The 25,526-nt window shown below is 66.1% G+C and carries 22 protein-coding genes and 1 pseudogene; 10 read left to right on the top strand and 13 right to left on the bottom strand.

Going from position 1 to position 25,526, the window contains the following annotated elements:
* Nucleotide 1: 1 nt before the first annotated feature.
* From LG380_RS12635 to dnaA, 10 genes are all read right to left on the bottom strand, one after another.
* Nucleotides 2-427: a biopolymer transporter ExbD gene (locus tag LG380_RS12635; RefSeq protein WP_225765560.1), complete on the bottom strand. Its 426-nt coding sequence runs from the start codon at nt 425-427 to the stop codon at nt 2-4.
* A 46-nt stretch (nt 428-473) separates the two neighbouring features.
* Entirely contained in the window at nt 474-1,226 is a 753-nt protein-coding gene (gene exbB / locus LG380_RS12640; protein WP_225765561.1) for a TonB-system energizer ExbB, read from the bottom strand.
* Between the two features lie 89 nt (nt 1,227-1,315).
* Complete coding sequence (locus tag LG380_RS12645; RefSeq protein WP_225766607.1) at nt 1,316-1,873, bottom strand: energy transducer TonB; 558 nt, start codon at nt 1,871-1,873, stop codon at nt 1,316-1,318.
* A 264-nt stretch (nt 1,874-2,137) separates the two neighbouring features.
* Nucleotides 2,138-3,325, bottom strand: coding sequence for a tetratricopeptide repeat protein (locus LG380_RS12650; protein WP_225765562.1), 1,188 nt, complete (start codon nt 3,323-3,325; stop codon nt 2,138-2,140).
* 126 nt (nt 3,326-3,451) lie between these two features.
* Nucleotides 3,452-4,246, bottom strand: coding sequence for a M48 family metallopeptidase (locus LG380_RS12655; protein WP_225765563.1), 795 nt, complete (start codon nt 4,244-4,246; stop codon nt 3,452-3,454).
* A 70-nt stretch (nt 4,247-4,316) separates the two neighbouring features.
* Nucleotides 4,317-5,165, bottom strand: a complete 849-nt coding sequence (locus LG380_RS12660; RefSeq protein WP_225765564.1) for a CPBP family intramembrane glutamic endopeptidase — start codon at nt 5,163-5,165, stop codon at nt 4,317-4,319.
* Nucleotides 5,166-5,235: 70 nt separating this feature from the next.
* The gene (gyrB, locus tag LG380_RS12665) at nt 5,236-7,695 is read right to left on the bottom strand and encodes a DNA topoisomerase (ATP-hydrolyzing) subunit B (RefSeq protein WP_225765565.1); all 2,460 of its coding nucleotides are present in this window, start codon (nt 7,693-7,695) and stop codon (nt 5,236-5,238) included.
* A gap of 113 nt (nt 7,696-7,808) precedes the next feature.
* Nucleotides 7,809-8,903, bottom strand: coding sequence for a DNA replication/repair protein RecF (gene recF / locus LG380_RS12670; RefSeq protein WP_225765566.1), 1,095 nt, complete (start codon nt 8,901-8,903; stop codon nt 7,809-7,811).
* Nucleotides 8,904-9,428: 525 nt separating this feature from the next.
* On the bottom strand, nt 9,429-10,529 hold the full coding sequence (gene dnaN, locus LG380_RS12675) for a DNA polymerase III subunit beta (RefSeq protein ID WP_225765568.1): 1,101 nt from the start codon (nt 10,527-10,529) through the stop codon (nt 9,429-9,431).
* 276 nt (nt 10,530-10,805) lie between these two features.
* Nucleotides 10,806-12,128 carry a chromosomal replication initiator protein DnaA gene (gene dnaA, locus LG380_RS12680; protein WP_225765569.1) on the bottom strand — a complete coding sequence of 441 codons (1,323 nt, stop codon included), beginning with the start codon at nt 12,126-12,128 and terminating at the stop codon, nt 10,806-10,808.
* A 252-nt stretch (nt 12,129-12,380) separates the two neighbouring features.
* On the opposite strand from dnaA, the gene rpmH reads away from it, so the two are divergent.
* From rpmH to mnmE, 4 genes are all read left to right on the top strand, one after another.
* Nucleotides 12,381-12,521, top strand: coding sequence for a 50S ribosomal protein L34 (rpmH, locus tag LG380_RS12685; RefSeq protein ID WP_225765570.1), 141 nt, complete (start codon nt 12,381-12,383; stop codon nt 12,519-12,521).
* Nucleotides 12,522-12,559: 38 nt separating this feature from the next.
* On the top strand, nt 12,560-13,018 hold the full coding sequence (rnpA, locus tag LG380_RS12690) for a ribonuclease P protein component (protein ID WP_225766609.1): 459 nt from the start codon (nt 12,560-12,562) through the stop codon (nt 13,016-13,018).
* A complete protein-coding gene (gene yidC, locus LG380_RS12695; protein WP_225765571.1) occupies nt 13,018-14,709 on the top strand; it encodes a membrane protein insertase YidC in 1,692 nt (563 codons plus the stop codon). Before rnpA ends, yidC begins: the two co-directional genes overlap by 1 nt.
* A 116-nt stretch (nt 14,710-14,825) precedes the next feature.
* Nucleotides 14,826-16,169, top strand: a complete 1,344-nt coding sequence (mnmE, locus tag LG380_RS12700) for a tRNA uridine-5-carboxymethylaminomethyl(34) synthesis GTPase MnmE (RefSeq protein ID WP_225766611.1) — start codon at nt 14,826-14,828, stop codon at nt 16,167-16,169.
* Nucleotides 16,170-16,181: 12 nt separating this feature from the next.
* On the opposite strand, the gene LG380_RS12705 is transcribed toward mnmE, so the two are convergent.
* A complete protein-coding gene (locus tag LG380_RS12705; RefSeq protein ID WP_225765572.1) occupies nt 16,182-16,961 on the bottom strand; it encodes a rhomboid family intramembrane serine protease in 780 nt (259 codons plus the stop codon).
* 94 nt (nt 16,962-17,055) lie between these two features.
* Nucleotides 17,056-18,009 carry a TerC family protein gene (locus tag LG380_RS12710; protein WP_225765573.1) on the bottom strand — a complete coding sequence of 318 codons (954 nt, stop codon included), beginning with the start codon at nt 18,007-18,009 and terminating at the stop codon, nt 17,056-17,058.
* A gap of 291 nt (nt 18,010-18,300) precedes the next feature.
* Here LG380_RS12710 and LG380_RS12715 point away from each other — a divergent pair, with 291 nt between their 5' ends.
* Both LG380_RS12715 and LG380_RS12720 read left to right on the top strand, forming a co-directional pair.
* Nucleotides 18,301-19,470 (top strand): class I SAM-dependent rRNA methyltransferase, encoded by a 1,170-nt coding sequence (locus tag LG380_RS12715; RefSeq protein WP_225765574.1) that lies wholly within the window; start codon nt 18,301-18,303, stop codon nt 19,468-19,470.
* Between the two features lie 154 nt (nt 19,471-19,624).
* Complete coding sequence (locus LG380_RS12720; RefSeq protein ID WP_225765575.1) at nt 19,625-20,857, top strand: dipeptidase; 1,233 nt, start codon at nt 19,625-19,627, stop codon at nt 20,855-20,857.
* 27 nt (nt 20,858-20,884) lie between these two features.
* Here the strand turns inward: LG380_RS12720 and LG380_RS12725 are convergent, their stop codons facing one another.
* On the bottom strand, nt 20,885-21,835 hold the full coding sequence (locus LG380_RS12725; RefSeq protein WP_225765576.1) for an IS481 family transposase: 951 nt from the start codon (nt 21,833-21,835) through the stop codon (nt 20,885-20,887).
* Between the two features lie 209 nt (nt 21,836-22,044).
* Here LG380_RS12725 and LG380_RS12730 point away from each other — a divergent pair, with 209 nt between their 5' ends.
* From LG380_RS12730 to LG380_RS12745, 4 genes and pseudogenes are all read left to right on the top strand, one after another.
* On the top strand, nt 22,045-22,593 hold the full coding sequence (locus LG380_RS12730) for a porin family protein (RefSeq protein WP_225765577.1): 549 nt from the start codon (nt 22,045-22,047) through the stop codon (nt 22,591-22,593).
* 131 nt (nt 22,594-22,724) lie between these two features.
* Nucleotides 22,725-24,032 (top strand): site-specific integrase, encoded by a 1,308-nt coding sequence (locus LG380_RS12735; protein WP_225765579.1) that lies wholly within the window; start codon nt 22,725-22,727, stop codon nt 24,030-24,032.
* Nucleotides 24,033-24,594: 562 nt separating this feature from the next.
* Nucleotides 24,595-24,873, top strand: a pseudogene (locus tag LG380_RS12740) (hypothetical protein); the annotation flags it as partial.
* Nucleotides 24,874-25,011: 138 nt separating this feature from the next.
* Nucleotides 25,012-25,512, top strand: coding sequence for a DUF1778 domain-containing protein (locus tag LG380_RS12745; RefSeq protein ID WP_225765582.1), 501 nt, complete (start codon nt 25,012-25,014; stop codon nt 25,510-25,512).
* The last annotated feature ends 14 nt before the right edge of the window (nt 25,513-25,526 follow it).

A 25,526-nucleotide genomic window follows, 5' to 3' on the forward strand; every position in this document is an offset into this window, starting at 1 on the left:
CTTATTGCCCCTTTTCTTTGGTGGCAACGAAACCGACGTCCAGCATGCCCTGGCTCTGCGCGATCTTCGTGACTTCATTGATCACGCGCATCTTGGTGGTGCGGTCGCCGCGCAGGTTGAGCGGCGGCTGCGGGGTCTGCTGGGCCGCAGTGGCAAAGCGCGATTCCAGGGTTTCCTTGGAAACCGGCTCGTCGTTCCAGTAGAGCGACCCGTCTTCCTTGACTGCCACCGTGATCGGACCGGAACGCTTTTCGGCATCTTCCGGACTCTGCACCAGGTTGGCCTCGGGCAATTCCACCTGGACCTTGTGCGACATCAGGGGCGCCGTGATGATGAAGATGATCAGCAGCACCAGCATCACGTCCACGAGGGGCGTGACGTTGATGTCGGCCATGGGGCCGCCGCTGTTACCACTACTGAAAGCCATAACGGGCTCCGTCTAGATCGTTGCGAGGACTGCTTGGCTTTGCGGATCAGCGAACGCGCGAACCGGTGGCGAAGAAGTCGTGCAGATCGTGAGCGAACGTATCGAACTTGCTGATCGTGGCGCTGTTGATCTTGCTGAAGAAGTTGAAGGCGAACACGGCCGGGATAGCGACGAACAGACCAATGGCGGTCATGATCAGCGCTTCACCCACCGGGCCGGCAACGGCGTCGATCGAGGCCGAACCGGTGGCACCGATCTTGATCAGCGCGCCGTAGATGCCCCACACGGTACCCAGCAGACCGACGAACGGAGCGGTCGCGCCGACGGTAGCCAGCAGGGTCATGCCCGACTGCAGCCTGTTGCTTTCGCGGGTCACGGCCTGGCGCAGGGCGCGGTCGACGAACTCCGAACGGCTCAGGCTCTCACCGGCACCGCTGGCTTCAGCACGCTGGTGGTGGGCGGCAGCCTGGGCGGCGTCCAGGGCGATCTTGGAGAACGGCTCGGAAGCCGGCTGTTCTTCCATGGCGCGGATGGCGTCCTGGGCGTTCGGGGTGTCCCAGAACAGGGTGGTCACGCGGTCGGCCGCGCTCTTCAGGCGGGTGGCGCGGAAGATGTTGATGACGGTCCAGTACCAGGACAGGGCGGACATCACGACCAGGGTGATCAGCACGACCCAGGAAACGGCGAACTCGCCCGGCTGGCTGACCATTTCGGTGATGAGGTGTTCGAAGCCCATCTGCGAGAGGGCGTTGTTCGCGTTGCCCCCGGCAGCAGCGGCGATGAAGAGTTCCTGCAGCATGACGCTTACCTTTGTTGTGTGTGGTGATAAAGGGTGGAGCTAAGACAGAAGACTGTTCCGGGGGGCGACGACTCAGCCGCCCCGATGGATCAGTTCAGCGCGAAGTTGACCGGGACGCGGACTCGACCAGCGGCCTTCTGTCCATTCACGATCGACGGGTTGAAACGCCACTTGCGTGCCGCCTCCATCGCTGCGCGGTCGAGGTCACGGTTACGGCTGGACTTTTCGACCGACACATTGGTGACGTTGCCACTGGCATCGACATCAATGATCAGGATGACTTCGCCCTGGATACCGGCACGGAAAGCTGCCGGCGGGTAGCGGGGCGGATTCATGTTCTTGGACGAGATATCGACGCTGGCGCTGACGTCAGTCGGCGGCTGCGGCGGGGCCGGCGGCGACGGCGGCGTCACGATGTCGCTCGGACGCGGTTCCGGCACGTCGACCACTGGCGCTTCCGGCGGCGGCGGAACCGGCGACGGCTTCGGCGGCGCCAGGTTCTTCACCGGCGGCGGCGGAGTGTCCTGCGGCGGCGGCGGCGGCGGCGGCGGCGGCGGGGGCGGCGGAGCGTCCACCAGGGTCACCATGATGTTGCGTTCCTTTTCCGCGGCTGCCTTCGGGGCAACGGCCGGGATCAGGAGCATCATCAGGGCAGCAAGATGAAGTGCGATTACAAAGGCGATACCAATAATGCGCGGCCAGCTCAGGCCTTTGTCATCATTGCTGTCATACCTGTGGTGGAAGACCAATTGTTCCGTCATGCGCCAAGAACTCTGTAGTGGGGCCGGGTTCGCTGCTGGAAGCCTGCAAACCCTGATTCAGCGGTGCATGACACCGCAGGAACCTCCAAGCTTATACCAATCCTGAGTGCCTGCGCACCCTTGGCGCAGGCATTCAGGCGTTATTACCTGTTACTTCAGGTTGATGATTTTCTTGGCGTCATCGGCGCGCTTCACACCCTTGGCGAGCGCCTGACGGGCCGCTTCCTTCGCTTCGGGGATCCGGTCCTCGGAATGCAGCACCTTGGCCAGATTGAGGTAGGTCTCGCCATCCTTGGAGAGCGGGGCCGCCTTCTGCCAGGCTTCGATGGCCTGCGGAATCTGGTCGGAGTAGTAGTAGGACTGGGCCAGCGCCAGATAGGTCTGGTAATCCGGCTTGAGGATGCCCTTGGACAGGCCCTCGTTGATCACCGCGATGGTGTCCTTTTCCTTGTTCTCGGTGTTGGCGTAGATCGAGTAGAGCTGCTTGTACTCACGCTCCTCGGTCAGCTGGCCGGCGGCGCGCAGCTTGTCCATCACCGCAGCGGCCTTGGCCATGTCATCGGCCTGCATGTACATGCTGGCCAGATTTAGCTGGGCCTTCTTGTCCGCCGGGTTCTTGGCGGCCAGCGCCTCGGCTTCCTTCACCGCGTCGCCGGTCTGGCCGGCCTCGGCCAGGGCGGCCATCAGCAGCTGGTTCCAGCTGTCCTTCGGCTCGGCGGCGGCAGCGATGGCCTGGCGCAGCACCGGCACGGCCTCGGCATAGCGCTCGGTCTGGTACAGGGCCTGGCCCTTGATCACCATGTCCTCGGCCTTCTTGGAACCGGATTCGGCCAGGTACTTGTCCAGCGTAGCCAGGCCTTCGGCGTATTCCTCGTCCTGCAGCTGCAGCCGGGCCAGCATCAGCATGGCCTGGTAGTGGCCGTTGTTGTCCAGCGAGTTGAACTGCAGCGCCTGCTGCAGGTACTGCTTGGCAGCCGGCATGTCGTCCAGGTTGTAGGCAGCCTGCGAACCCAGCTGGGCGGCGACCGAACGGTCGTAATCGTTGGCGGCATCGGCAGCCAGGATCTCATCGGCCAGCGTACGCGTGGTCTCGAAGTCGTCCTTGTTGTAGGCGTTGAACAGCTTCTGCAGCTTGCCGCCGACCTTGGCCGAGGGCTTGCCCTTGGGTTCTTCGCGGGTGGCTTCCGGGAACAGCACTTCGGCCTTGGCCGCGCCACGGGACTTGCTCGAACGTTCGGACGAACGGGCCTGGGCCATGGCATCGGTGACCACGGCGCCGCCGAGCAGGGTGGCGACTAGGACGGAAAGCACCGCTTTTTTCGGGCTACGGATAAGCATGGTTCACCTCGATCGGACCGCTCTCGGCGGTGCTGTAGACAACGGCTGCACAAAACTGAGCCAGCAACCGTACCAGAAAGAAGTTATCCGTTGAAACCGTTTTCGATGCTGCGCCACAACAAACGGTCAGCCACAACGAGGCGCGCGGCCGGCCGCACGGGCCTGCTGGTAGACCGGGGCAAGGGCCGGCGCGTCGCGCTGCAGGTCGCGGATGCGGTTGGCGGGATCCGGGTGCGTCGACATCCATTGCGGGGCACGGCTGCCGCTGGCGGCCTGCATGTTCTGCCACAGGCTGATGGCCTGGGCCGGATCGAAACCGGCCTGCGCCATGAGCCGCTGGCCAACGATATCGGCCTCGCCTTCCTGCTCGCGCGAGTTGGGAAGCAGGAAACCGGTCTGGGCGAGGATGCTGCCGCCCTGGGTGACCAGCTGGCCATAGTCCCCGGCCAGAGCGCCCGCCACCTGCAGAACGCTGGAAGCCACCATCTGCCGGGTGAGGCGCTCCTCGTGATGGCGCGAGATGACATGGGAGATCTCGTGGCCGATGACCGCGGCGAGCTGGTCCTGGTTCTTGGCCACGGTGAAGATGCCGGTATGCACGCCAACCTTGCCCCCGGGCAGGGCAAAGGCGTTGGGTTCGTTGTCCACGAATACCGCCGTCTCCCACCGTACGCCCTCGTACTGGCTGGGCAGCTGGGCGACAAGTGCGTTGACCACGCACTGCACATAGGCGTTCTGCGTGGCATCGGTGCTGACCTTCTGCTTGCTCTTGGCCTCGGCGAACGCCTGGGCGCCAAGCTGGTCAAGCTCGGCCTGCGACACGCCGCCCACCACCTGGCGCCGCCCGGTGGGCGAGGTCGTGGTGGCGCAGGCTGCGGCCAGGACCGTAATGGCGACACCCAGGAGCAAGGCCTTCTTCATCTGCATTCCCTTCATTGGTCCTGCGCTGATTTGTACACAGGCGGGCTTAAGGGCCCGTCAAGCCGCCGGTTCAGGTCCCCAGGAACGCAAGTGCACCCAGGGCGATCGCGTTGTTCAATGCATGCGCTACGAACGGTGCCCACAGCGTGCCGGTGCGCCAGTACAGCCAGGCAAAGGCCGCACCCATGCCGCCGTAGACCAGCCACAGCTGGGCGATTTCCGCCGCCCCGTTTGGCGTGGTACCCGGGATCTCGTGCACCAGGGCAAAAGCCGCGCTGCTGAGCACGATGCCCAGCACCGGCCGGCCCGCCGCCCACAGGCGTCCGAACAGCACCCGGCGGAACAGCAGCTCCTCGTAGGCCGGCGCCAGCAGCACGGCAAAGATCACCAGGAACACGGGGAACTGGGCCAATGCCTGCTGCATCAGGGCCATGTTGGTGGGCACCGGCTCGATCCCGGCCTGGCCGGCAGCCCAGCTGATCAGGCTGCTGCCGGCGAACACGCCCGCTGCCACCAGCAGGGTCCAGCCCCAGGTGGAGGGCCGCAGCGCGGCGCGATGCGAAGCCTGGCGCTCGGTCTTGCTGGCCCGGCGCCGCCAGAAGTACAGCAGCAGTGCGGCCGAGCCGGTGGCCATGATCGCCATCAGCATCTGCGCCAGCGCACCGGGCTGGCCCATCTGGGCTGCGAGAGCACCCGGATCCGGGGCCGCTCCCGAACGGGCAGCTTCCATGCCCAGCACCACGCCGCGATACACGCCCCAGGCGATACCGCACGCCAGGCTGACTGTCAGCAGGGTTGCGACGGCAATGCCAACGTCGATCCAGAAACCCATCACCGGCGAACCCGGGCGGGGCACAGGGGGAACGGCGGTGGACGGGGACGAGGGCGAGGTAGCCGGCGGCGGGGTCGGGACGGACATTGCGATCCTTGCGATGGGTTGGGATACCGGGCGGCACCCTTCCTGCGGGTGCCGCGGTCCGGCGGACGACTCAGACGTCGAGGTTGGCGACCTTCAGCGCGTTGTCCTCGATGAAGTCGCGGCGCGGTTCAACCACGTCGCCCATCAGGGTGCTGAAGATCTGGTCGGCGGCCACGGCATCCTCGATGCGTACCTGCAGCAGGCGGCGGGTGTCCGGGTTGACCGTGGTATCCCACAGCTGTTCCGGGTTCATTTCACCCAGGCCCTTGAAGCGCTGGATCTGCCGGCCCTTCTTGGCCTCTTCCATCAACCAGGCCTGGACCTGGGCGAAGTTGCCGACCTCGATCGACTTCTGCCCGCGCACGGCACGGGCGCCGTCGCGGATCAGCCCGTGCAGCAGCAGCTGGGCCTCGCGGATGGCGCGCAGTTCGCCGCCTTCGAACGCTGCCAGCGGCAGCTCCTGGCGCTGCAGTTCACCCATGTGGCTGCGCTTGATGATGATCGCCGGCTTGCGATGCTCGTCGCCCTCGAACAACTCCAGGGCAAAACGCGGCGAACCCAGCGAGCCCTGGTTGAGCTGGCTGGCCAGCGCCTCCAGGCCTTCGCCCGGGCCGGCATTGCGCAGATGCTCCAGGTCCATCGGGGTGAACTCGAGCAGGGCCTCGAGCAGGTGGCGGTCGTAGCGGTGGGCGTTGCGCTCGATCGCCTCGCGTGCGCCGGCATAGGCCAGCAGCAGCTTCTCCAGCGCCACGCCCTCGATGCCGGGCTCGCCATCGGCCGGGATCAGCGAGGCGTTTTCCACCGCGTTGGACGCCAGGTAGGCATCCAGCGCCGGATCGTCCTTCAGGTACAGCTCGCTCTTGCCCTGCTTGATCTTGTACAGCGGCGGCAGGCCGATATAGACGTGGCCGCGCTCGATCAGCTCCGGCATCTGCCGGTAGAAGAACGTCAGCAGCAGGGTGCGGATGTGCGCGCCGTCCACGTCGGCGTCGGTCATGATGATGATCTTGTGGTAACGCAGCTTGTCCGGGTTGTACTCGTCCCGGCCGATGCCCGTGCCCAGCGCGGTGATCAGGGTGCCGACCTGGTCGGAGGACAGCATGCGGTCAAAGCGCGCGCGTTCCACGTTGAGGATCTTGCCGCGCAGCGGCAACACGGCCTGGTTCTTGCGGTTGCGGCCCTGCTTGGCCGAGCCACCTGCCGAGTCACCCTCGACGATGAACAGTTCCGACAGCGCCGGATCCTTTTCCTGGCAGTCGGCCAGCTTGCCGGGCAGGCCGGCGATGTCCAGCGCGCCCTTGCGACGGGTCAGGTCGCGGGCACGACGGGCGGCCTCGCGGGCACGCGCGGCGTCGACGATCTTGCCGGCAATGGCCTTGGCTTCGTTCGGATTCTCCTGCAGGAACTCCTCCAGGCGGGCGCCGAAGGCGTTTTCCACCGCCGGGCGGACTTCGGAGCTGACCAGCTTTTCCTTGGTCTGCGAGGAGAAGCTCGGGTCGGGCACCTTGACCGAGAGCACGGCGATCATGCCTTCGCGCATGTCATCGCCGGTCAGGCTGATCTTGGCCTGCTTGGCGATGCCGCTCTGCTCTATGTAGTTGTTGAGCACGCGGGTCAGCGCGCCACGGAAGCCGGCCAGGTGGGTACCACCATCCTTCTGCGGGATGTTGTTGGTGAAGCAGTACATCGTCTCCTGGTAGGAGTCGGTCCACTGCAGCGCCACTTCCACGGTGATGCCGTTGTGTTCGCCGGTGACGGCGATGACGTTGGGGTGCAGGGGGGTCTTCAGCTGGGCCAGATGCTCGACGAAGCTCTTGATGCCGCCTTCGTAATGGAAGTCATCCATGCGGCCATCGCCGCGCTCGTCGGCCAGGACGATCTTGACCCCGGAATTGAGGAAGGACAGCTCGCGCAGGCGGCGGGCCAGGATCTCGTAATGGAATTCCACGTTGTCGTGGAAGGCCACCGCCGAGGGCCAGAAGCGAACGGTGGTGCCGCGCTTGCTGGTGTCGCCGAGCTTCTGCAGCGGGCCAACCGCCGCGCCATTGCTGAATTCCTGCTGGTAGTGGAAGCCACCCTGGAACACGTCCAGCAGCAGCTTCTCCGACAGGGCATTGACCACCGACACGCCAACGCCGTGCAGGCCGCCGGAAACCTTGTAGCTGTTGTCGTCGAACTTGCCGCCGGCGTGCAGCACGGTCATCACCACCTCGGCGGCGGAGACCTCGCGGCCGAGCTTGGCGCTCATCTGCTCGTGCTTGCCGACCGGGATGCCGCGGCCGTTGTCCGACACCGACACCGACCCGTCGGCGTGGATGGTCACCGCGACATGGTCCGCATGGCCGGCGAGGGCTTCGTCGATGGAGTTGTCGACCACCTCGAACACCATGTGGTGCAGACCGGTGCCGTCGTGGACGTCACCGATGTACATGCCGGGGCGTTTGCGGACGGCCTCCAGACCCTCGAGGGCGGTGATGCTGTTGGCGTCGTAATTGCCGTTGCTCGGCGGGGTGTTCTGATGTTCGGTCATGCGCTTGCCATCGGCTCCGCAGGCGGGGGCAGGGCACCAGGAAGGCGCCTTGCACCGGAGATAGGGGAATACCGCGAAATTATACCAGCCGGGGTCAAGAGGGCCCCGGACGGTCAGCCCGCGTGGCGGATGGACCCGTGTTCCACGTGGAACCTGGTCAGATTGAACGGTGCATTGGACAGGGCGGTCGGGGTTTCGGTGGCGGTAATGAACACCTGGGCCGGACTGGCGCCCAATCGGGCCAGCACGCGTGCCTGGTGCGGCCGGTCTAGCTCGGAACCCAGGTCATCCAGGGCGATCACTGGAAAATCCGACCGCTCGGCAGCGTAATCCTCTGCCTGGCCCAGCAGACAGGCCAGCGCGGTGAGTTTTGCCTGGCCACGGGAGAGTCCCTCCCGGCCGGGGATGGCGTGGAACCGCGGGGTCCAGTCTGCCCGGTGGGGGCCGACGGAGGTATAGCCGGCCGTCCGGTCCCGCTCCCTGGATACCAGCAGGGCGTCTGCCAGCGACAGTTCGGCCCGCTTCCAGCCGGGCTGGAAACCAAGCTCCTGCAGACCCAGCGCAGGGGAAAGCTCTCCGGCCAGTTCCACGGCCCGGTCCTGCAGGCGTTCGAGATAAAGCTGGCGGCGGGAAGACAGCGGTTCCCCCGCCTCCGCCAGTTCCCGGTCCCAGGCATCAAGCACACTGGCCGAGCCTCCGGCCTTCAAAAGCGCATTCCGCTGTTTGAGTGCCCGGCTATAACGGCGCCACAGGGCAAGGAAATCAGGTTCCACGTGGAACAATCCCCAGTCCAGGAACCGCCGGCGTGACTCGCCGCCACCGTGGATCAGGGCGTGGCTACCCGGCTCGAAGGTCACCACGGCCAACGCCGCACACAGGGTGCCAAGCTGGTTCACGTCCTCCCCATCGAGCCGTCCTTTCCAGTCCTGCCCGGTATGTCGCAGTCCAGCCCGGCGAACCTTGGGGCCGACGGCGCCCGTTTCCTCCCACTCCACGAAGACTTCCAGCGCTTCGGCTCCCTGCCGCACCAGCCCGTCGCGGACGCGGCCACGGAAGCTTCGGCCATACGCCATCAGGTGCAGCGCTTCGAGCAGGGTGGACTTGCCCGCGCCGTTCTCCCCGGTGATCAGGTTGATTCCGGGGCGCGGTGAGAACTCGGCGGTTTCGAAGCGGCGGACGTGGTGCAGGGCGAGGCGATTGATGCGCATGGGGGTCCAGGAACGGGCGACCGGCCCTGGCAGGACCGGTGGTGCAGCTTAAATCATGCCGCCCGTCGTGCCGGGTGAGCGCTGGGGGCGCTCAGTGGGCAAGCTGTGGGTAAAAATTGGCCCTCTCCAACCGGTTGAAGTTACCCACAGGTTTTCCCAACGCTCACCCTCGGTTGTACCGGGGGTTTCATACCGATATTTCCCTTTAGAAACAGTGACATGAGCCATTTTTCCGCGAAATCTGGGCCTACCATCACCACATAGCTTTTGATTTATCCACTTTATAGAAGCTTGGGAAGGGATGAAAAAAGCAGGATCAAGGGCTCCGCCGGACTCTGGCATACCGTAGCCGGGAAGACCTGCAAGATCACCTGATTCCACGCGCCCTCTTCCCCTGTGGTGCATCCGTTCCTGATTCTTCCCGCGGCTTGGACCGCTGGGATACACGTCGGGGGAATTGCATGTCGGCGGAGCATAAAAAGCCTGGCGACCAAGCCGGGCTTTTTGTGTTCCACGTGGAACCTGTCAGAGTCGCAGCGGCATGACCACGTGGCGCGACTTCGCACCGGCAGCCTCACGCACCAGCGCGGACGAGTTCGAGTCACGCAGCTGGATGACCACGTGCTCGTCGCGCAGGGCGGACAGCGCGTCCAGCAGGTAGTTCACGTTGAAGCCGATGGCCAGGTCGGAAACCTGGGTCTGGGCCTCGATTTCCTCCTGCGCTTCTTCCTGCTCGGGGTTGTGCGCGGAGATCTTGAGTTGGCCCGGGGTGACCTCGACGCGGACGCCGCGGTACTTCTCGTTGGACAGGATCGCCGCACGCTGCAGGGCAGCGCGCAGGACTTCGCGATCCACCTGTACTTCGCGGTCGGCACCGATCGGAATAACGGCTTCGTAGTCGGGGAAGCGACCGTCGATCAGCTTTGAGGTAAAGGTCACATCGTCGCGCTTGACCCGCACGTGGCTGCGGCCAATTTCCAACTCGACCTCGCGATCGCCGCCTTCCAGCAGGCGCTGCAGCTCGGTCACGCCCTTGCGCGGCACGATGATCTGGCGTTTTGCGCCGGCAGCCGCTTCCAGCTCGGTTTCGCACAACGCCAGGCGATGGCCGTCGGTGGCCACGCAGCGCAGGGTCTTGTCGCGCAGGTCGAACAGCAGGCCGTTGAGGTAGTAGCGCACGTCCTGCTGGGCCATCGCGAACGCGGTGCGTTCGATCAGTTCCTTCAGGCCGGCTTCCGGCACGGCGACCCGTTCGGTGGCTTCAACCTCGTCGACCGACGGGAAATCGTTGGCGGGCAGGGTTGCCAGGGTGAAACGGCTACGCCCCGCCTGCACGGTGACCTTGTCGGCGGTCTGCGAGACGGTGATCCGGCTGCCATCGGGCAGGGCGCGGATGATCTCGAACAGCTTGCGCGCCGGAATCGTGGTTTCGCCGTTCTCGGCGTCTTCCACCGCGATGCGCGAGACCATTTCCACTTCCAGGTCGGTACCGGTCAGCGACAGCTGGCCGTCCTGTACCTGGACCAGGAAGTTGGCCAGGACCGGCAGGGTTTGGCGGCGCTCGACGACATTGACGACCTGGGCCAACGGCTTGAGGAAGGCTTCGCGCTGCAGTGTGAAACGCATGTGGTTTCGTGCCCCTATGCTTTTAAAAGATGTGGGTTAAATCAAAAGCTTGGTGGTGATGGTAGCGCCAGATTTGGTGCAAAACACATTCAACTCTTTGTTTCACAAGGGTTTTTGTGACTCGAAACCCTATGGAACAACTGCCCCCAAGCGGTGGGAAAAGCTGTGGATAGATTTTGCCGGCAAGCGCCGCTGGATCTTATCCACAGATTCTCCCGGATTTCTTCCGGAATGATGCACGGTTTTATCCGATGACGCCCGTGCAGCGCGCAGGCATCATTCGCTCAGCTTGCGGATCAGCTTGTCCCAGTCCTCTCGCAGCTTCCCATCGGCTTCCATCAACGTCCTGATCTGGCGGCAGGCGTGCAGGACCGTGGTGTGGTCGCGACCGGCAAAGGCATCGCCGATTTCCGGCAGGCTGTGCTCGGTCAGCTCCTTGGTCAGGGCCATGGCGACCTGGCGCGGGCGGGCCAGCGAACGGGTGCGGCGCTTGGACAACAGGTCCTTGATCTGCAGGCCGTAGTAGTCGGCAACGATCTTCTGGATGTTGGGAATGGAAATGGCTTGCTGCTGGGCACGCAACAGATCGCGCAGGGTTTCCTGGGCGAACTCGGTGGTGATCGCGCGGCCGGTGAAGTTGGCGCGGGCGGTCAGCGTATTCAGGGCGCCCTCGAGGTCGCGCACGTTGGAGCGCATCTTCTTGGCGATCAGGAAGGCCACGTCGTCCGGGATCTCGGCGCCGCGTTCGCGGGCCTTGGCCAGCACGATGGCGGCGCGGGTCTCGAAGTCCGGCGGGTCGATCGCCACCGACAGGCCCCAGGCCAGGCGCGACTTGAGGCGGGCTTCCAGGCCTTCGACCTCGCGCGGGTAGCGGTCGCAGGTCAGGATGATCTGCTGCTTGCCGTCGAACAGCGCATTGAAGGTGTGGAAGAACTCTTCCTGGGTGCGGTCCTTGCCGGCAAAGAACTGGATGTCATCGATCAGCAGCGCGTCCACCTGCTGGAACTGGCGCTTGAACTGGTCCATGGTCTTTTCCTGCAGCGCACGGATCATCGCGCTGAAGAACTGCTCCGAGCGCAGGTACAGCACCTTGGCGTTCGGATTGGCCTGGCGCATCGCATTGCCGGCGGCAAACATCAGGTGGGTCTTGCCCAGGCCGGTACCTCCGTACAGCAGCAACGGGTTGTGCGCACGGTCGCCCGGCTTCTGCGCCGCCTGGAACGCGGCGGCCAGGCCCAGCTGGTTGCTGCGGCCTTCGACGAAGTTGGCAAAGGTGTAGTGCGAGTCCATGTTGCCGTTGAACGGCACCACCGGGGCGGCCGGAGCCGCTGCGGCCATGCTCGGGGCGACCGGTTCCGGCGCGCGCGGGCGCGAACCGATCTCCAGCGACACCTCGGACGTACCGGCGAAATGCGCCAGCAGTTCGCCGATCCGCGGCAGGTAACGCTCGCGCACCTGGTCGACGATGAAGGCGTTGGGCGCGTACAGCACCAGGCTGTCGGCGCGTTGGTCGGCCTGCAGCGGTTTCAGCCAGGTATGTACGTCCTCGGGGGGGAATTCCGCCTCGAGGCGCTCAAGACAGCGGGGCCATGCATCCATCGTAGATATCATCAAAGGCTGGCGGCAGGGCGCACGAAACCGCCGGGCCGCAAGCCGGAAAGTGGAAAAAGTGGAGGCCCCAGCCTACCATCGCCGGCCGGGACCGGGAATGCTTTGTCCAGTATTTATTCACAGGATGATCCACAGGCCGGAGAGGCCATCCAGCAGGCCAAAGCACATTCAAGTTGACGAAGTGCCTGTCGCCTCTATAGAATTTCCGGTTCTTTCCGTCCAATTCATACAGGTGCCCCCATGGCCACCAAGCGCACGTTCCAGCCCAGCAACCTCAAGCGCAAGCGCGACCACGGCTTCCGCGCCCGTATGGCTACCGCCGACGGCCGCAAGATCCTGTCGCGTCGCCGCGCCAAGGGCCGCAAGACCCTGAGCGCTTGATTGCCGTGCCGCCCCTGGCGGCAACTGCAATCGCGATGGTGAACACGACCGACCCGCGCAAGCGATTTCCTCGCTCTGCGCGGGTTCGTACGCGTGCCGAATACAAAACGGTATTCGACGGCGCCCGCCGTGTGTCCGACCCCCTGATGACACTGCACTGGCTCAAGGGCGACAACCCCGCGAGGCTGGGTCTTGCCGTGTCCAGGAAAGTCGATGCGCGGGCGGTGGGTCGCAACCGTATCAAGCGTGTGCTGCGCAATGCAGTACGCCATGTCCGGCCGTGGATGGCTGGAGGCAACTATGTCGTCGTGGTGCGGGCCGCCGCCCGCACTGCCAGCAACGAGCAGATCCACCAGGCATTCGAACGCCTGCTGCGCCGCATGGGCGCATTGCTCCCGCCGGGTGCGGACGGCACAATGCCGCCGCCTGATGGCACCGCCTTATCCTCTTTGACCGAGCCGGCACCGCGTTCCGGCCCCGCCGAGCCTGCCTGCTGATGAACCAGACCCGCGTATTCCTTGTTTTCGCCTGGCTGATGGTGGCTGTGCTGCTGTGGATGGAGTGGAACCGCGAGAAGACCGCGCCGCCCGCCGCCGAAGTTGCCGCGCAGACCACCGTTCCGGCCGCCAATGACGCCGATCTGGTGCCCAACGCTGGCCAGGTGCCGCAGGCCAGCGCCCCGGGCCAGGCTGTGGCGGCCCCCGCGGAAGCCAGCAGCGGCACCGCCCAGCGCGTGACCGTCACCACCGACGTGCTGCGCCTGGTGCTTGATGGCCGCAGCGTGGTCCATGCCGAACTGCTGCAGTTCCCGCAGAGCAAGGACGCCGGCAGCCCGCCGGTGCAGCTGCTGACCGAGAACAGCGCCCATCCGTACAGCGCCACCACCGGCTGGGCCAGCAGCGCCGGTTCGGCCGTGCCGGGCGTTGGTGGTTTCCGCCTCGAACAGCCGGTCACCGAACTGGCCCTGGCCGAGGGCCAGGACGAGCTGCAGATTCCCTTCGTGTGGAACGGGCCCGATGGCGTGACCATCCGCCGCACCTTCGTGGTGAGCCGCGGCCGCTACGCCGTGCGCATCCGCGACGAGGTCAGCAACGCCGGCGCCGCGCCGTGGAACGGCTATGTGTTCCGCAAGCTGGACCGCGTGCCGCCGACGATCAAGCGCGGCATGACCAACCCCGATTCCTTCAGCTTCAACGGTGCCACCTGGTACAGCCCGGCCGAGGGTTACGAGCGTCGTGCGTTCGATGACTTCCTCGACGACGGCAACCTCAACCGCACCATCACCGGCGGCTGGCTGGCGATGCTGCAGCACCACTTCTTCACCGCGTGGATCCCGCAGGCCGACCAGGCCTCGCTGTACGTGCTGGCGCAGAACGGCCCGCGCAACGTCATCGAGGCGCGCGGCCCGGCCTTCACCGTGGCCCCGGGCCAGAGCGTGAGCACCGAAGCGCGCCTGTGGGTCGGCCCGAAGCTGGTCGACCAGATCGCCAAGGAAGACGTGAAGGGTCTGGACCGCGTCGTGGACTACAGCCGCTTCTCGTTGATGGCGGTGATTGGCCAGGGCCTGTTCTGGGTGCTGGACCAGGTGCACAAGGTCGTCAACAACTGGGGCTGGGCGATTGTCGGCCTGGTGATCCTGCTCAAGCTGGCGCTGTTCCCGCTGGCCAACGCGCAGTACAAGTCGCAGGCCAAGATGCGCAAGTTCCAGCCGCGCATCGCGCAGCTGAAGGAACGCTATGGCGATGACCGCCAGAAGTTCCAGGTCGCGATGATGGAGCTGTACAAGAAGGAGAAGATCAATCCGCTGGGTGGCTGCCTGCCGCTGCTGATCCAGATGCCGATCTTCTTTGCCCTGTACTGGGTGCTGGTGGAGTCGGTGGAACTGCGCCAGGCGCCGTGGTTTGGCTGGATCCAGGACCTGACCGCGCGCGACCCGTACTTCATCCTGCCGGTGATCAACGTGGCGGTGATGTGGGCCACGCAGAAGCTGACCCCGGCCGTGGGCATGGACCCGATGCAGCAGCGCATGATGCAGCTGATGCCGCTTGTGTTCGGCGTCATGATGGCCTTCATGCCCTCGGGTCTGGTGCTGTACTGGGTGGTCAACGGCGGCTTGAGCCTCCTCCAGCAGTGGTGGATGGTGCAGAAGCACGGCCAGGACCTCCCGGCCAAGGCCGACGCCAAGTAAGCCTCCAGGGCCCGCCGCAAGGCGGGCCTTTCCACATCCGGCGATAGACTTCCCCGGCTAACCTTGCCGCTGCGGTACGGTCATCGTCCCATCGCAGTGCCATTGCCTCCATGAGCATGTCCGCCGAGACCGACACCATCGTTGCCATCGCCACCGGCCCGGCTGCCGGCGGCGTGGGCATCCTGCGCATCTCCGGCCCGCAGGCGGCGGCCATCGCCGCTCGCCTGGGCTGCAGCGCGCTGGCGCCGCGGCATGCGCGCTATGCACGCTTCCGCGATGGCGCCGGCGAGGTCATCGACGACGGCATCGCGCTGTATTTCCCGGGACCGAACAGTTTCACCGGGCAGGACGTCGTCGAGCTGCAGGGCCACGGAAGTCCGGTGGTGCTGCGCCAGCTGCTGGCCCGGTGCATCGAGCTGGGCGCACGCCAGGCCCGGGCCGGCGAGTTCAGCGAACGGGCGTTCCTCAACGGCAAGCTCGACCTGGCCCAGGCCGAGGCGATCGCCGACCTGATTTCCGCCGGTGACGTGCGCGCCGCGCGCGCGGCGCGGCGCTCGCTGGACGGCGTGTTCTCGCGCCGGGTCGAGGACGTGGCCGAACAACTGGTGCGGTTGCGCATCCATGTCGAGGCCGCGATCGATTTTGCCGACGAACCGCTGGACACCTTGGGGGGCGAGCAGGTGCGTCAGGGCCTGGTGCAGGCGCGCACCGGCCTGGAGCAGTTGCGACGCGACGCCGAGCGCGGGCGCAAGCTGCGCGATGGCCTGCATGCGGTGCTGATCGGGCCGCCCAACGCCGGCAAGAGCTCGCTGCTCAATGCGCTGGCCGGCAGCGAGCGGGCCATCGTCACCGACGTGCCCGGCACCACCCGCGACACCCTGCGCGAGACCATCCGCATCGACGGGCTGGAACTGGAACTGGTCGACACTGCCGGCCTGCGCGAAGGGGGTGATGCGATCGAGCGCGAGGGCATGCGCCGCGCAAGGGCGGAAATGCAGCGCGCGGACCTGGCCATCGTCGTGGTTGACGCGCGCGATCCGCAGGCCGGGCGCGACGCGGTCGGCGATGCCGCGGCGATGGCCGGCCGCCAGCTGTGGATCCACAACAAGTGCGACCTGCTGCTGCAGTGGCCCACCTCACTTGGCGAGGATGCGGTCGCGCTCTCCGCCGCCAGTGGCCAGGGCATGGCCGAGCTGCATGCGCGCCTGCGCGCGATCGCAGGAGCGGGCCTGGGCGATGGCAACCAGGGTGAGTTCTCCGCACGCCTGCGCCATGTGCAGGCAATCGAGCTGGCCGCCGATCACCTGGCCGCTGCCGAGGACCAGCTGCGGCACGACCAGCTGGAACTGGCGGCCGAGGAACTGCGCCTGGCCCACGACGCGCTGGGCGGGATCACCGGACGCATGACCGCCGACGACCTGCTGGGCCGGATCTTCTCCAGCTTCTGTATCGGCAAGTAAGCCGGCGATCGTTTACTCCTCGCCGGGCATCCGCGGCGGGCGCAACTGCACCACCACCTGGCGGTGCTCCTGGCGCGGCTGCCACAGCACGGGCACTTCCCGCGGCGAGGGCGGCTCCAGCACGTCGTCGCCGCCGGCATCGACCAGCTCGTCCTCCTCGTCTTCCCAGCTGTAGCGCTTGCGCGGGGCCAGCGGGTCGGCGTTGCGGAACATCAGCGCGGCGATCACGCCCGCGGCGGCCCCGCCCATGTGCGACTGCCAGGATACCCCCGGCTCGTAGGGCAGGATTGTCAGCAGCATCGAGCCGTAGAACAGGAAGGCAATCATGCCCGCGGCAATGGCCGGGCGGTCACGCCGCAGCAGGCCGAGCACGAACACCAGGAACATCAGCCCATGGGTCAGCCCGCTGGCGCCGAGGTGGCGGCTGCCAGGCTCGCCCAGCAGCCACGCGCCCAGTCCCGAACCGATCCACAGCAGCGGCAGCGAGCGCAGCGTGGCTTTCGGATACACGCTGCCGGCCAGCGTGCCCAGGATCAGCAACGCGACCGCGTTGGCGGCCAGGTGCTGGACCGAGCCGTGCAGCAGCGGCGCGCCGGGCAGGCCCCACAGGCCGGCCGTTTCCAGCGGGGCCACTGCCCACGGTCGCCAGTCGAAACTGCCCTGGGCGGCAAACACGCCCACCAGCAGCAGCACGAAGCCCAGGCTCAGGTTGAAGGCACGCAGCACGCGGCGGCGGTCCTGATGTGCCGGGGCGGAAGCCTGCCCGGCGTCGGCGGGGGTCTGTCGGTCCATGAACCCTGGGATTGCGTCGGCGGACGCGTTTGCAAGGGCGGGATTACGGGAACCGTCGTGCCGCCAGCGGGACAATCCCGCCGGCGACGCCGGCTCAGTGTGGCTGGCGCGGCGGCAGCTTCAGGCTCAGCACCATGGTCACCGCCAGGATCAGCGCGACCACACCCAGCGACACCACCACCGGGATCTTGAAGATGTCCATCAGCAGCATCTTGGCGCCGATGAAGGCCAGCACCACCGCCAGGCCGTAGGGCAGCAGGTGGAAGCGATCGGCCATGCCGGCCAGCAGGAAGAACATCGCGCGCAGTCCCAGCACCGCAAACACATTGGAGGTCAGCACGATGAACGGGTCGGTGGTGATGGCGAAGATCGCCGGGATCGAGTCCACCGCGAAGATCACGTCGGTCACCGCGATCAGCACCAGCACCACGAACATCGGGGTGAACCAGCGCACGCCATCCTTCTCGGTCATCAGCCGGTTGCCGTTGTAGGCATGGGTGATGCGCAGGTGCCGGCGCATGAACTTCAGCGCCGGGTTGTCATCCAGCGAGGGCTCCTGGCCGGCGGCGAACCACATCTTCCAGCCGGTGAACAGCAGGAAGGCGCCGAACACGTACAGGATCCAGTGGAACTCATTGACCAGCGCGGCACCGGCAAAAATCATGATCGTGCGCAGGAAGATTGCGCCGATGATGCCGATGATCAGTACCCGCTGACGCTGGATTTCCGGCACCGAGAAATAGCTCATGATCAGCAGGAAGACAAAGATGTTGTCCACTGCCAGCGCTTTTTCAATCAGGTAACCGGTCAGGAACTCCAGGCCCAGGGTGTTGGCCGTGGCAATGTCGACAGTTTCCTTCAGGTAGAACCACAGGCCGGCATTGAAGGCCAGGGCCAGCGCGATCCAGCCCAGCGACCACCCCAGGGCTTCCTTGAAGGTGACCTTGTGCGGGCCACCGTGGCGCATCAGCACCAGGTCAACGAGCAAGGCGACGATGACGACGACTGCAAAGCCGCCCCAGAGCCATGGATTACCGATTGTATGCATGGGAAAATTCCGTTCGAAAATAGGGTCTTGGAGCCGCTCTGGCCAAGAACTGGACACGGAATCGAAGGAGACCGGGAACAGAGCTTCGCCACAACGGCGAAGGTCTCGCTCACAGTTTCGCCGCAGCGAAACTGCCGTTGCACCGGAGCCGGCTGGCTCGAATTGACGGCGACAACGTCTGGGAGCTACTCCCCTTCTGGGCGATGATTTTGCCACAGTTGCGTGCAAGATCAATGAACACCTGACGCACGGGCTGCGGTGGCAGGGGCGTGGCGCCGTTACAATGGCCCGATGAATACCGCCTACCCCATCGTACGCCTCAAGAACGCGTGGCGCTCCAGCCACCCGTGGATCTTCCAGAAACTGGTCGAGAAGCCGACCGTGCGCCCCAAGCCGGGCAGCATCGTCGACGTGGTCGGCGTGGACGGCGAATGGATCGGCCGCGGTTTCTACAATGGCCATTCGCGCATTGCGCTGCGCATTCTGGAAACCCGCCAGGACGTGGACGTGGACCAGGCCTGGTTCGCACGCAAGATTGCCCAGGCGGTCGAACTGCGCCGCGACGTGCTCAAGCTCGATGCGGTGTCCAACGCCTGGCGCGTGGTGCACAGCGAAGGCGACGGCATCTCCGGGCTGGTGGTGGACCGCTATGACGACCTGATCGTGGTCGAGTTCTTCTCCGCCGGTGCGTTCCGCCACCGCGAGTGGATCTACGAGGCGCTGCGCGCCCAGTTCCCGGGCTGCCGTTTCCACAGCTTCGCCGACGAGCACGTGCAGAAGCAGGAAAGCTTCGACTTCCACGGCAACACCACCACCGAGCCGGCGATCATCACCGAGTACGGGGTGAAGTTCCGTGCCGACCCGGCCAGCGCACACAAGACCGGTTTCTTCGCCGACCAGCGCGAGAACCGCCAGTGGCTGAGCCAGCAGGTCGAAGGCAAGACCGTGCTCGACCTGTGCTGCAACACCGGTGGCTTTGCGGTGTATGCCGCAGCGCGCGGTGCGGCCGAGGTGATCGGCGTGGACATCGACCAGGACGTGATCCAGATCGCCAAGGGCAATGCGCGCCTGAACAACGTCAAGCCCAGGTTCGTGCAGGCCGACATCTTCCCGTGGCTGCGCGATGCCGCCAACCGCGGCGACCAGTACGACGTGGTGATCCTGGACCCGGCCAAGATGACCCGCGATCGCGAGCAGGTGATCAATGCGCTGAAGAAGTACCTGGACATGAACAAGCTGGCGCTGGGCGTGGTCAAGCCGGGCGGCCTGTTCGCCACGTTCTCGTGCACCGGTCTGGTGGCCGAGGACCAGTTCCTGGACATGCTGCGTCGCGCGGCCTACTTCTCCGGCCGCACCATCCAGGTGCTGAAGGTGGCCGGCGCCGGCGCCGACCATCCGTTCATGGCGCACGTGCAGGAATCGCGTTACCTCAAGGCCGTGTTCTGCCGCGTGGTCGACTGACCACCGCGCCAGCACTGGCTGCAACGGCCGCCGCAACGCGGCCGTTGTCGTTCTGGCGCCTACCCCGCGCATGTCTTCTGGCAGTGCGCGGCGCTGGAGCGGCGCGGCATACTCGGGCCTTCGTCACCCGACGTCTTTCCCTGCCGGAGATCCCATGGTCGTTCGCCGCCTGCCCCTGCTGCTCAGCCTCGCCCTTGCCCTGCCCACGGCCCACGCTGCTGATTTCAGCGCCAGGGAACTGGAGGCCGCGCGCGCGCTGCAGGCCCGGCTGGTCACGCTGGACAGCCACCTGGATACGCCGGCCAATTTCCCGCGCCCGGACTTCGACATCACCCGCAACCACGCCGGCAACGGTCTGTCGCAGGTGGACCTGCCGCGCATGCGCGAAGGCCTGCTCGACGGTGGCTTCTTCGCCATCTACACCGGCCAGGGTGACCGCCAGCCGGCCACGCTGATTGCCGACCGCGATGCCGGCCTGGTCCGCCTGCTGGATATCCACCAGAGGCTCGCCGCCCACCGCGACCAGTTCGAACTGGCGACCACCGCCGCCGATGCGGCGCGGATCAAGGCCGCCGGCAAGCGCGTGGCCTACATCTCGATGGAGAACTCCAGCCCGCTGGAACACGACCCGAGCCTGCTTTCCTATTACCACCAGGCCGGCCTGCGGATGCTCTCGGTCACCCATACCAGGAACAACGGCTTTGGTGATTCCAGCACCGCCGCGCCCGAATGGAAGGGACTGAGCCCGACCGGCCGAAAGCTGGTCGACGAGGCGGTGCGGCTGGGCATCGTGCTCGACCAGTCGCACGCTTCGGATGAACTGTTCGATGACCTGGTCCAGGTGCTGCCTGTGCCGTTCGTGCTCTCGCACTCCTCGTCCAAGGCGGTGTTCGACCATCCGCGCAACATCGACGATGCGCGCCTGCGCAAGCTTGCCGCCAAGGGCGGGGTGATCCAGGTCAACGCCTATGGCGGCTACCTGATCGACACCGCGGCCAGCGACGAGCGCAAGGCGGCCGAGGAAGCGGTGGAGCGCAAGTTCAGTGGCTGGGACCAGATGACCATCGCCGAGGGTGCCGAACTGACGAAGGCCATGGCCGAACTCGATGCCAGGTACCCGGTGCGCAAGGCTACCGAGGACGACTACTTCGCCCACCTCGAGCACATCCTCAAGGTCGTCGGCCCTGAGCATGTCGGTATCGGCATGGACTGGGACGGCGGCGGTGGCGTGGTCGGCATCAACGACGTGGCCGCGCTGCCGCGCATCACCGCTTGGCTGCTGCGCAAGGGCTACAGCGAGCAGCAGATCGCCGGCATCTGGGGTGGCAACCTGCTGCGGGTGATGGAGCAGGTGCAGGCCCACGCCGCGACCGCGGCGAAGAAGTAATCGGGCAGGCCCGCGGCCGTGCCCGGCCTAGGTGTGTAAACCCAGGACGTTGTTCAGTGGAAGCTGGATGCGGCTGATCGGGGGTTGGTAGCCAAGGCTGGCGTGCGGCCGGTGCCAGTTGTACTGGTGCAGCCAGCGAGGAAGAGCGTGCCGACGCTGCTCCGAGCTGTCGTAGGAGCGGGCATAGGCCCATTCGCGCAAAGCGGTCTGGACCAGGCGTTCGGCCTTGCCGTTGGTACGCGGGGTGTAGGGTCGCGTGCGCAGATGGCGCAGGCCCAAGCGGCGCAGGAGCCGGCGGAAGCGCCGGGACTTGTAGCAGGCACCGTTGTCGGTCATCACCCGGGTGAAGGTGACGCCCAGGCCGCGGTAGTAGCGCAGGGCTTGAAGCAGTGCGCGGCAGGCGCTGGATCCGCGCTCATCATCTTCGATGGTGCCGAAGGCGACTCGTGAGTGATCGTCGATGGCGAGGTGGACGAACTCCCAGCCTGCGCCATCGGAGGCGCCCTGGCGATCGCCCGTGACCCGATGGCCAGGGCGCCAGAAGCGACCCAGCATCTTGATATCAAGATGCAGCAGGTCCCCGGCCTGGTGATACTCGTAGCGATTGTCCGGGGGCGCAGGATCCAGCTCGGCCAACCGGTGCAGCCCGGCACGGCGCATCAGTCGGGCAATGGTGCTCAGGCCGACCGGCAGGGCCAATGCGATCTGGCGGTAGGTCTGGCGTTGACGGCGCAGCGCGGTCACCTCGGCGGCCACCGATGGTGGGGTGGCATGCGGACAGCGGTGCGGGCGCGATGACCGGTCATCCAGGCCTGCCCAGCCTTCCTCGCGAAAGCGGCGCAGCCACTTGTAAGCGGTTCTGACGCTCACGCCCGCGGCATGCGCTGCCTCCTCGACCCGCAGGCCATGGTTGATCACTCGCTCCACAAGCAAGGCTCGACCGCGAGGCGTAAGACGGGCATGTTTATGCAGGTTCATCCGGGGCTCCTGGAGGGGTGGCTGATTCGCACCTCCAGTCTTCCGGGATCACCCCGGATGAACAACCTACTGAGAGATCACACCTAGGTCGGCAGCTGAGTCCCCGCAGCCGGCTTCATTCACTCGTCATTTAACGAAAATTTGACACACGGAAGTGAAACCCGGAACGTGCGCCCCGCCCATCCGGGCACTCTTTTACGGATGAATGAATGAACAAGACCCTGATCCTGGCTGGCACCCTTGCGCTGGCGGCGTTCTCTTCCCAGGCCATGGCGGGCCAGGCCTTCGTGCGTGCCGAGGCGGGCTTCAGCGACATCGATGTCAGCTATGGCGGCTACCGCGAGAGCGAAGACGATTCCTCCGGCGTGATCGGCGGCGGCTACTGGTTCAACCCGAACTTCGCCGTCGAGGGCCACGTCGGCTCGCTGTACAACAAGTACCTCGGCTATGACGAGGAGCTGGACCTGGTGACCGTGGGCGTTGGCGTGGTCGGCAAGAAGCACTTCGGCAACGGCTCCACCGGCTTGTTCGTCGGTGGCCGCGCTGGCATTGCGCGGCTGACCGCGCAGGTCCGCGAGGACACCTTCGACGTGGTCGAGGACGAAACCTCGGTCAAGCCGTACTACGGCGTGTTCGGCGGCTACGACTTCAACCGCAACTGGGGCCTGAGCCTGAACTACGACCGTCGCAAGGCCAACTTCGACGGCATCGACGTCAAGGTCGACACCTTCAGCGTCGGCGGCGAATACCGCTTCTGATCTTCTGATCCGCTGGTCGATGGTTCGAATCCATCACGGCCCACCAGTACAATCAGTGACTTGCGTGTAGTCTCGGGATTCGAGAAACGCCATCGGTGCAGTTTCGGTACACCACCGAGGCGCGGCGACCGATGGCGACCATCCGCAAGACCCCTTCCGGCACCTGGAAAGCGCTCATCCGCAAGAAGGGTTGGCCGGCCAGCGCCAAGACCTTCCGCACCAAGCGTGACGCCGAGGACTGGGCGCGCCGCGCCGAGGACGAGATGGTCCGCGGCGTGTACATCGACCGCTCGCGCTCGGAGCGCATGAGCCTCGCCGATGCGCTCGACCGCTACCTGCGGGAAGTCCTGCCGACCAAGAAGCCAAGCACGCAGCGGTCGGAGGCGCCCCGCGCCGAGCGGCTGCGCGAATTCTTCGGCGCCTACTCGCTGGCGGCGATCACGCCCGACCTGGTGGCGCGCTACCGTGACGAGCGTCTGGCCACGCCCGGGCAGCGCGTGCACCGGCTGGCCGGCAAAGTGACGCCGTTGAGCCCCAGTACCGTGCGGCTGGAGCTGGCGCTGTTGAGCCACCTGTTCAACACCGCCATCCGCGAATGGCGGCTCGGGCTGGTCCACAACCCCGTGGTCGGTATTCGCAAGCCGCCGCCCGGAGAGGGGCGGTCCCGGCGCCTGCTGCCGGGCGAGGAAGCCCGGCTGCAGGCAGCCGTCAGCGCGCACTCCAATCCCATGCTGGGCTGGATTTTCAACGTGGCGCTGGAAACCGGCATGCGTTCGGGCGAAATCCTCGGCCTGCGGCTGCATCAGGTGGACCTGGCGCGGCGTGTGGTGCGGCTGTCCGTCACCAAGAACGACAGCGCCCGGACCGTTCCGCTGACGCAGCGCGCAACGCAGGTGCTCTGCGAGGCGCTGGCCAATCCGACGCGGCCGAAGGAGTGCGACCTGGTGTTCTTCGGCGAGCCGGGGAAGGACGGCAAGCGGGGACCCTATGCATTCACCAAGGTCTGGAACGACACCAAGCTGGCCTTGGGTATGGCCGACCTGCGCTTCCACGACCTGAGGCACGAGGCGGTCAGCCGGCTGGTGGAGGCTGGTTTCAGCGACCAGGAGGTCTCGGCGATCAGCGGCCACAAGTCCATGCAGATGCTCAAGCGCTATACGCACCTACGCGCGGAGGACCTGGTAGGCCGCCTGGACCGCGTGCAGCGGAAGCTGCCGGGCGGAGGTGGCAGCGACCACCTCCTCCAGCTCGGGCCACAGGTCCACGCTGGCGAAGTCGAAGCTGATCGCGCCGGGGCGCATCCGGACATGGGCCCAGAGGTCGGGAATGTCGAGCAGCAAGCGGTCCGCAGGCGCGTCAGTACGGTTGCCCGTAGTGACCTGCGCGGCAAGCGCCACGCCGGCCTGCAGCCAGGGCGCGCCCGGCGCGGCGGGGCCTGACCAGTCCTCGCCCTGCGAACTGCGCAGCGCGATGCGGTCCTGGTCGATGTCCACGGCAAGCAGCGACTCGGGGCGGGTGACTGCCACCGCGGGCACGCACAGGCATTCCAGCAGCGACAACCGTGCTGGCGTGGTGGCTTTGATGGCCTCGCTTCGTCGGCGGCCATACATCCTTGCGACGCTTTGGCTGGTCGCCAGCGCCTTCGCCCGCTCGAACCCCTGCGGCTGGCGCAGCTCGGGATACTTGATCGACAGGGCCCGCAAAAGAGCATCCCGGCCCGCTGCCTGGCGGCGGCGGAGCTGCTGCAGCGTCGCGTAATCGTTCTGCTTGCGGTTGCGGCTGACGTGCGCTTTGCAGAACCGCTGGCTGGCTCCCTCCACACGGATGCGAAGCCCGTCCTGCAGTGGCCAGTGGTGCAGAAGGGCACGCAGGCCGACCAGATCGACGCTCAGCACCTGCGCCGCAAAAGCTTCCGTGAATTCTCCGCAGAGCTTGCAGTACAGGCGATTGAAGTCCGGCCCGACATGGCAGCCGGGCGCGACGCCTTCTTCGTCCGGGCCGCTGCGCCGCGAGGTGGGGCAGGTGAACTTCGCCAATCGCGTGATGGTGGAACTGACCACGCTCACCACCAGGAACCTGTTCCAGCGGCTGCCATCGCCCACCGAGGAATCACGCGCGGCCGGCAACGGCTTCTACAATGCGCTGATTGCCAGCGTCGAGAAGGTGCTGGTCCAGGACCGGCCGCTGCTCGACAAGCTGGCCGCATCGATGATCGGCGGTGACGCCGAATTTGACGCGGTCGATGACGCGCACGGGTCGGCTTCCGATCCACAGGCGTGACCAGGTTTCGGCAGCGATCGAGGGCATGAAAATAGCCGCGCTGGCGGTATCCGGACGGCCGGGATAGGGTCATGCAGGTGGCTGCGATTCGGTTGCGCGCGCGGCACGACTGCCGACCGGAAATGCGAGGGGGCGACGATGCAGACCGAAGCCGAAGAACTGTACCTGCTGGCGCGCGTCCATTCCGTTCTCTCCGGCAGTCGTTCGGTAGAGCCCCTGACCTGGCCCGAGCGCGGCTTCCTGTTCGACCGGATGGCCGCGGCCTGTGAGACAGTACAGGCCATGACCCCGGCGGAGCGCCAGGCCTGTTCGCTGGCCTTTCGCCAACGCTTCACCCCGGCTGGCGATTCGGTCCCCGGTACGGTAGGCTACCGTACAAGGAGGCCCGATATGACCGCCATTGCCGACCGCCTCGACCTGCGCCTGAGCGTCGAGGACAAGAACCGCCTGCGTCGCGCCGCCGAGCTGCACGGCCTGCCGGTGGCCACCTTCGTGCGTGAAGCCGCGCTGCGCGAGGCCGAGACCACCATCGCCCATCCGCCCAGGGCCCGCCGCGGCAGCCTGGCCGCCCGCCTGCGCGGCCGCGCGACGGCGCGGATGGGGACCGACGAGATCATGCAGCTGACCCGTGGCGCCTGATGTGCCCGAGGCGA

It is taken from the genome of Stenotrophomonas sp. Marseille-Q4652 (assembly GCF_916618915.1).
GTDB lineage: Bacteria > Pseudomonadota > Gammaproteobacteria > Xanthomonadales > Xanthomonadaceae > Stenotrophomonas.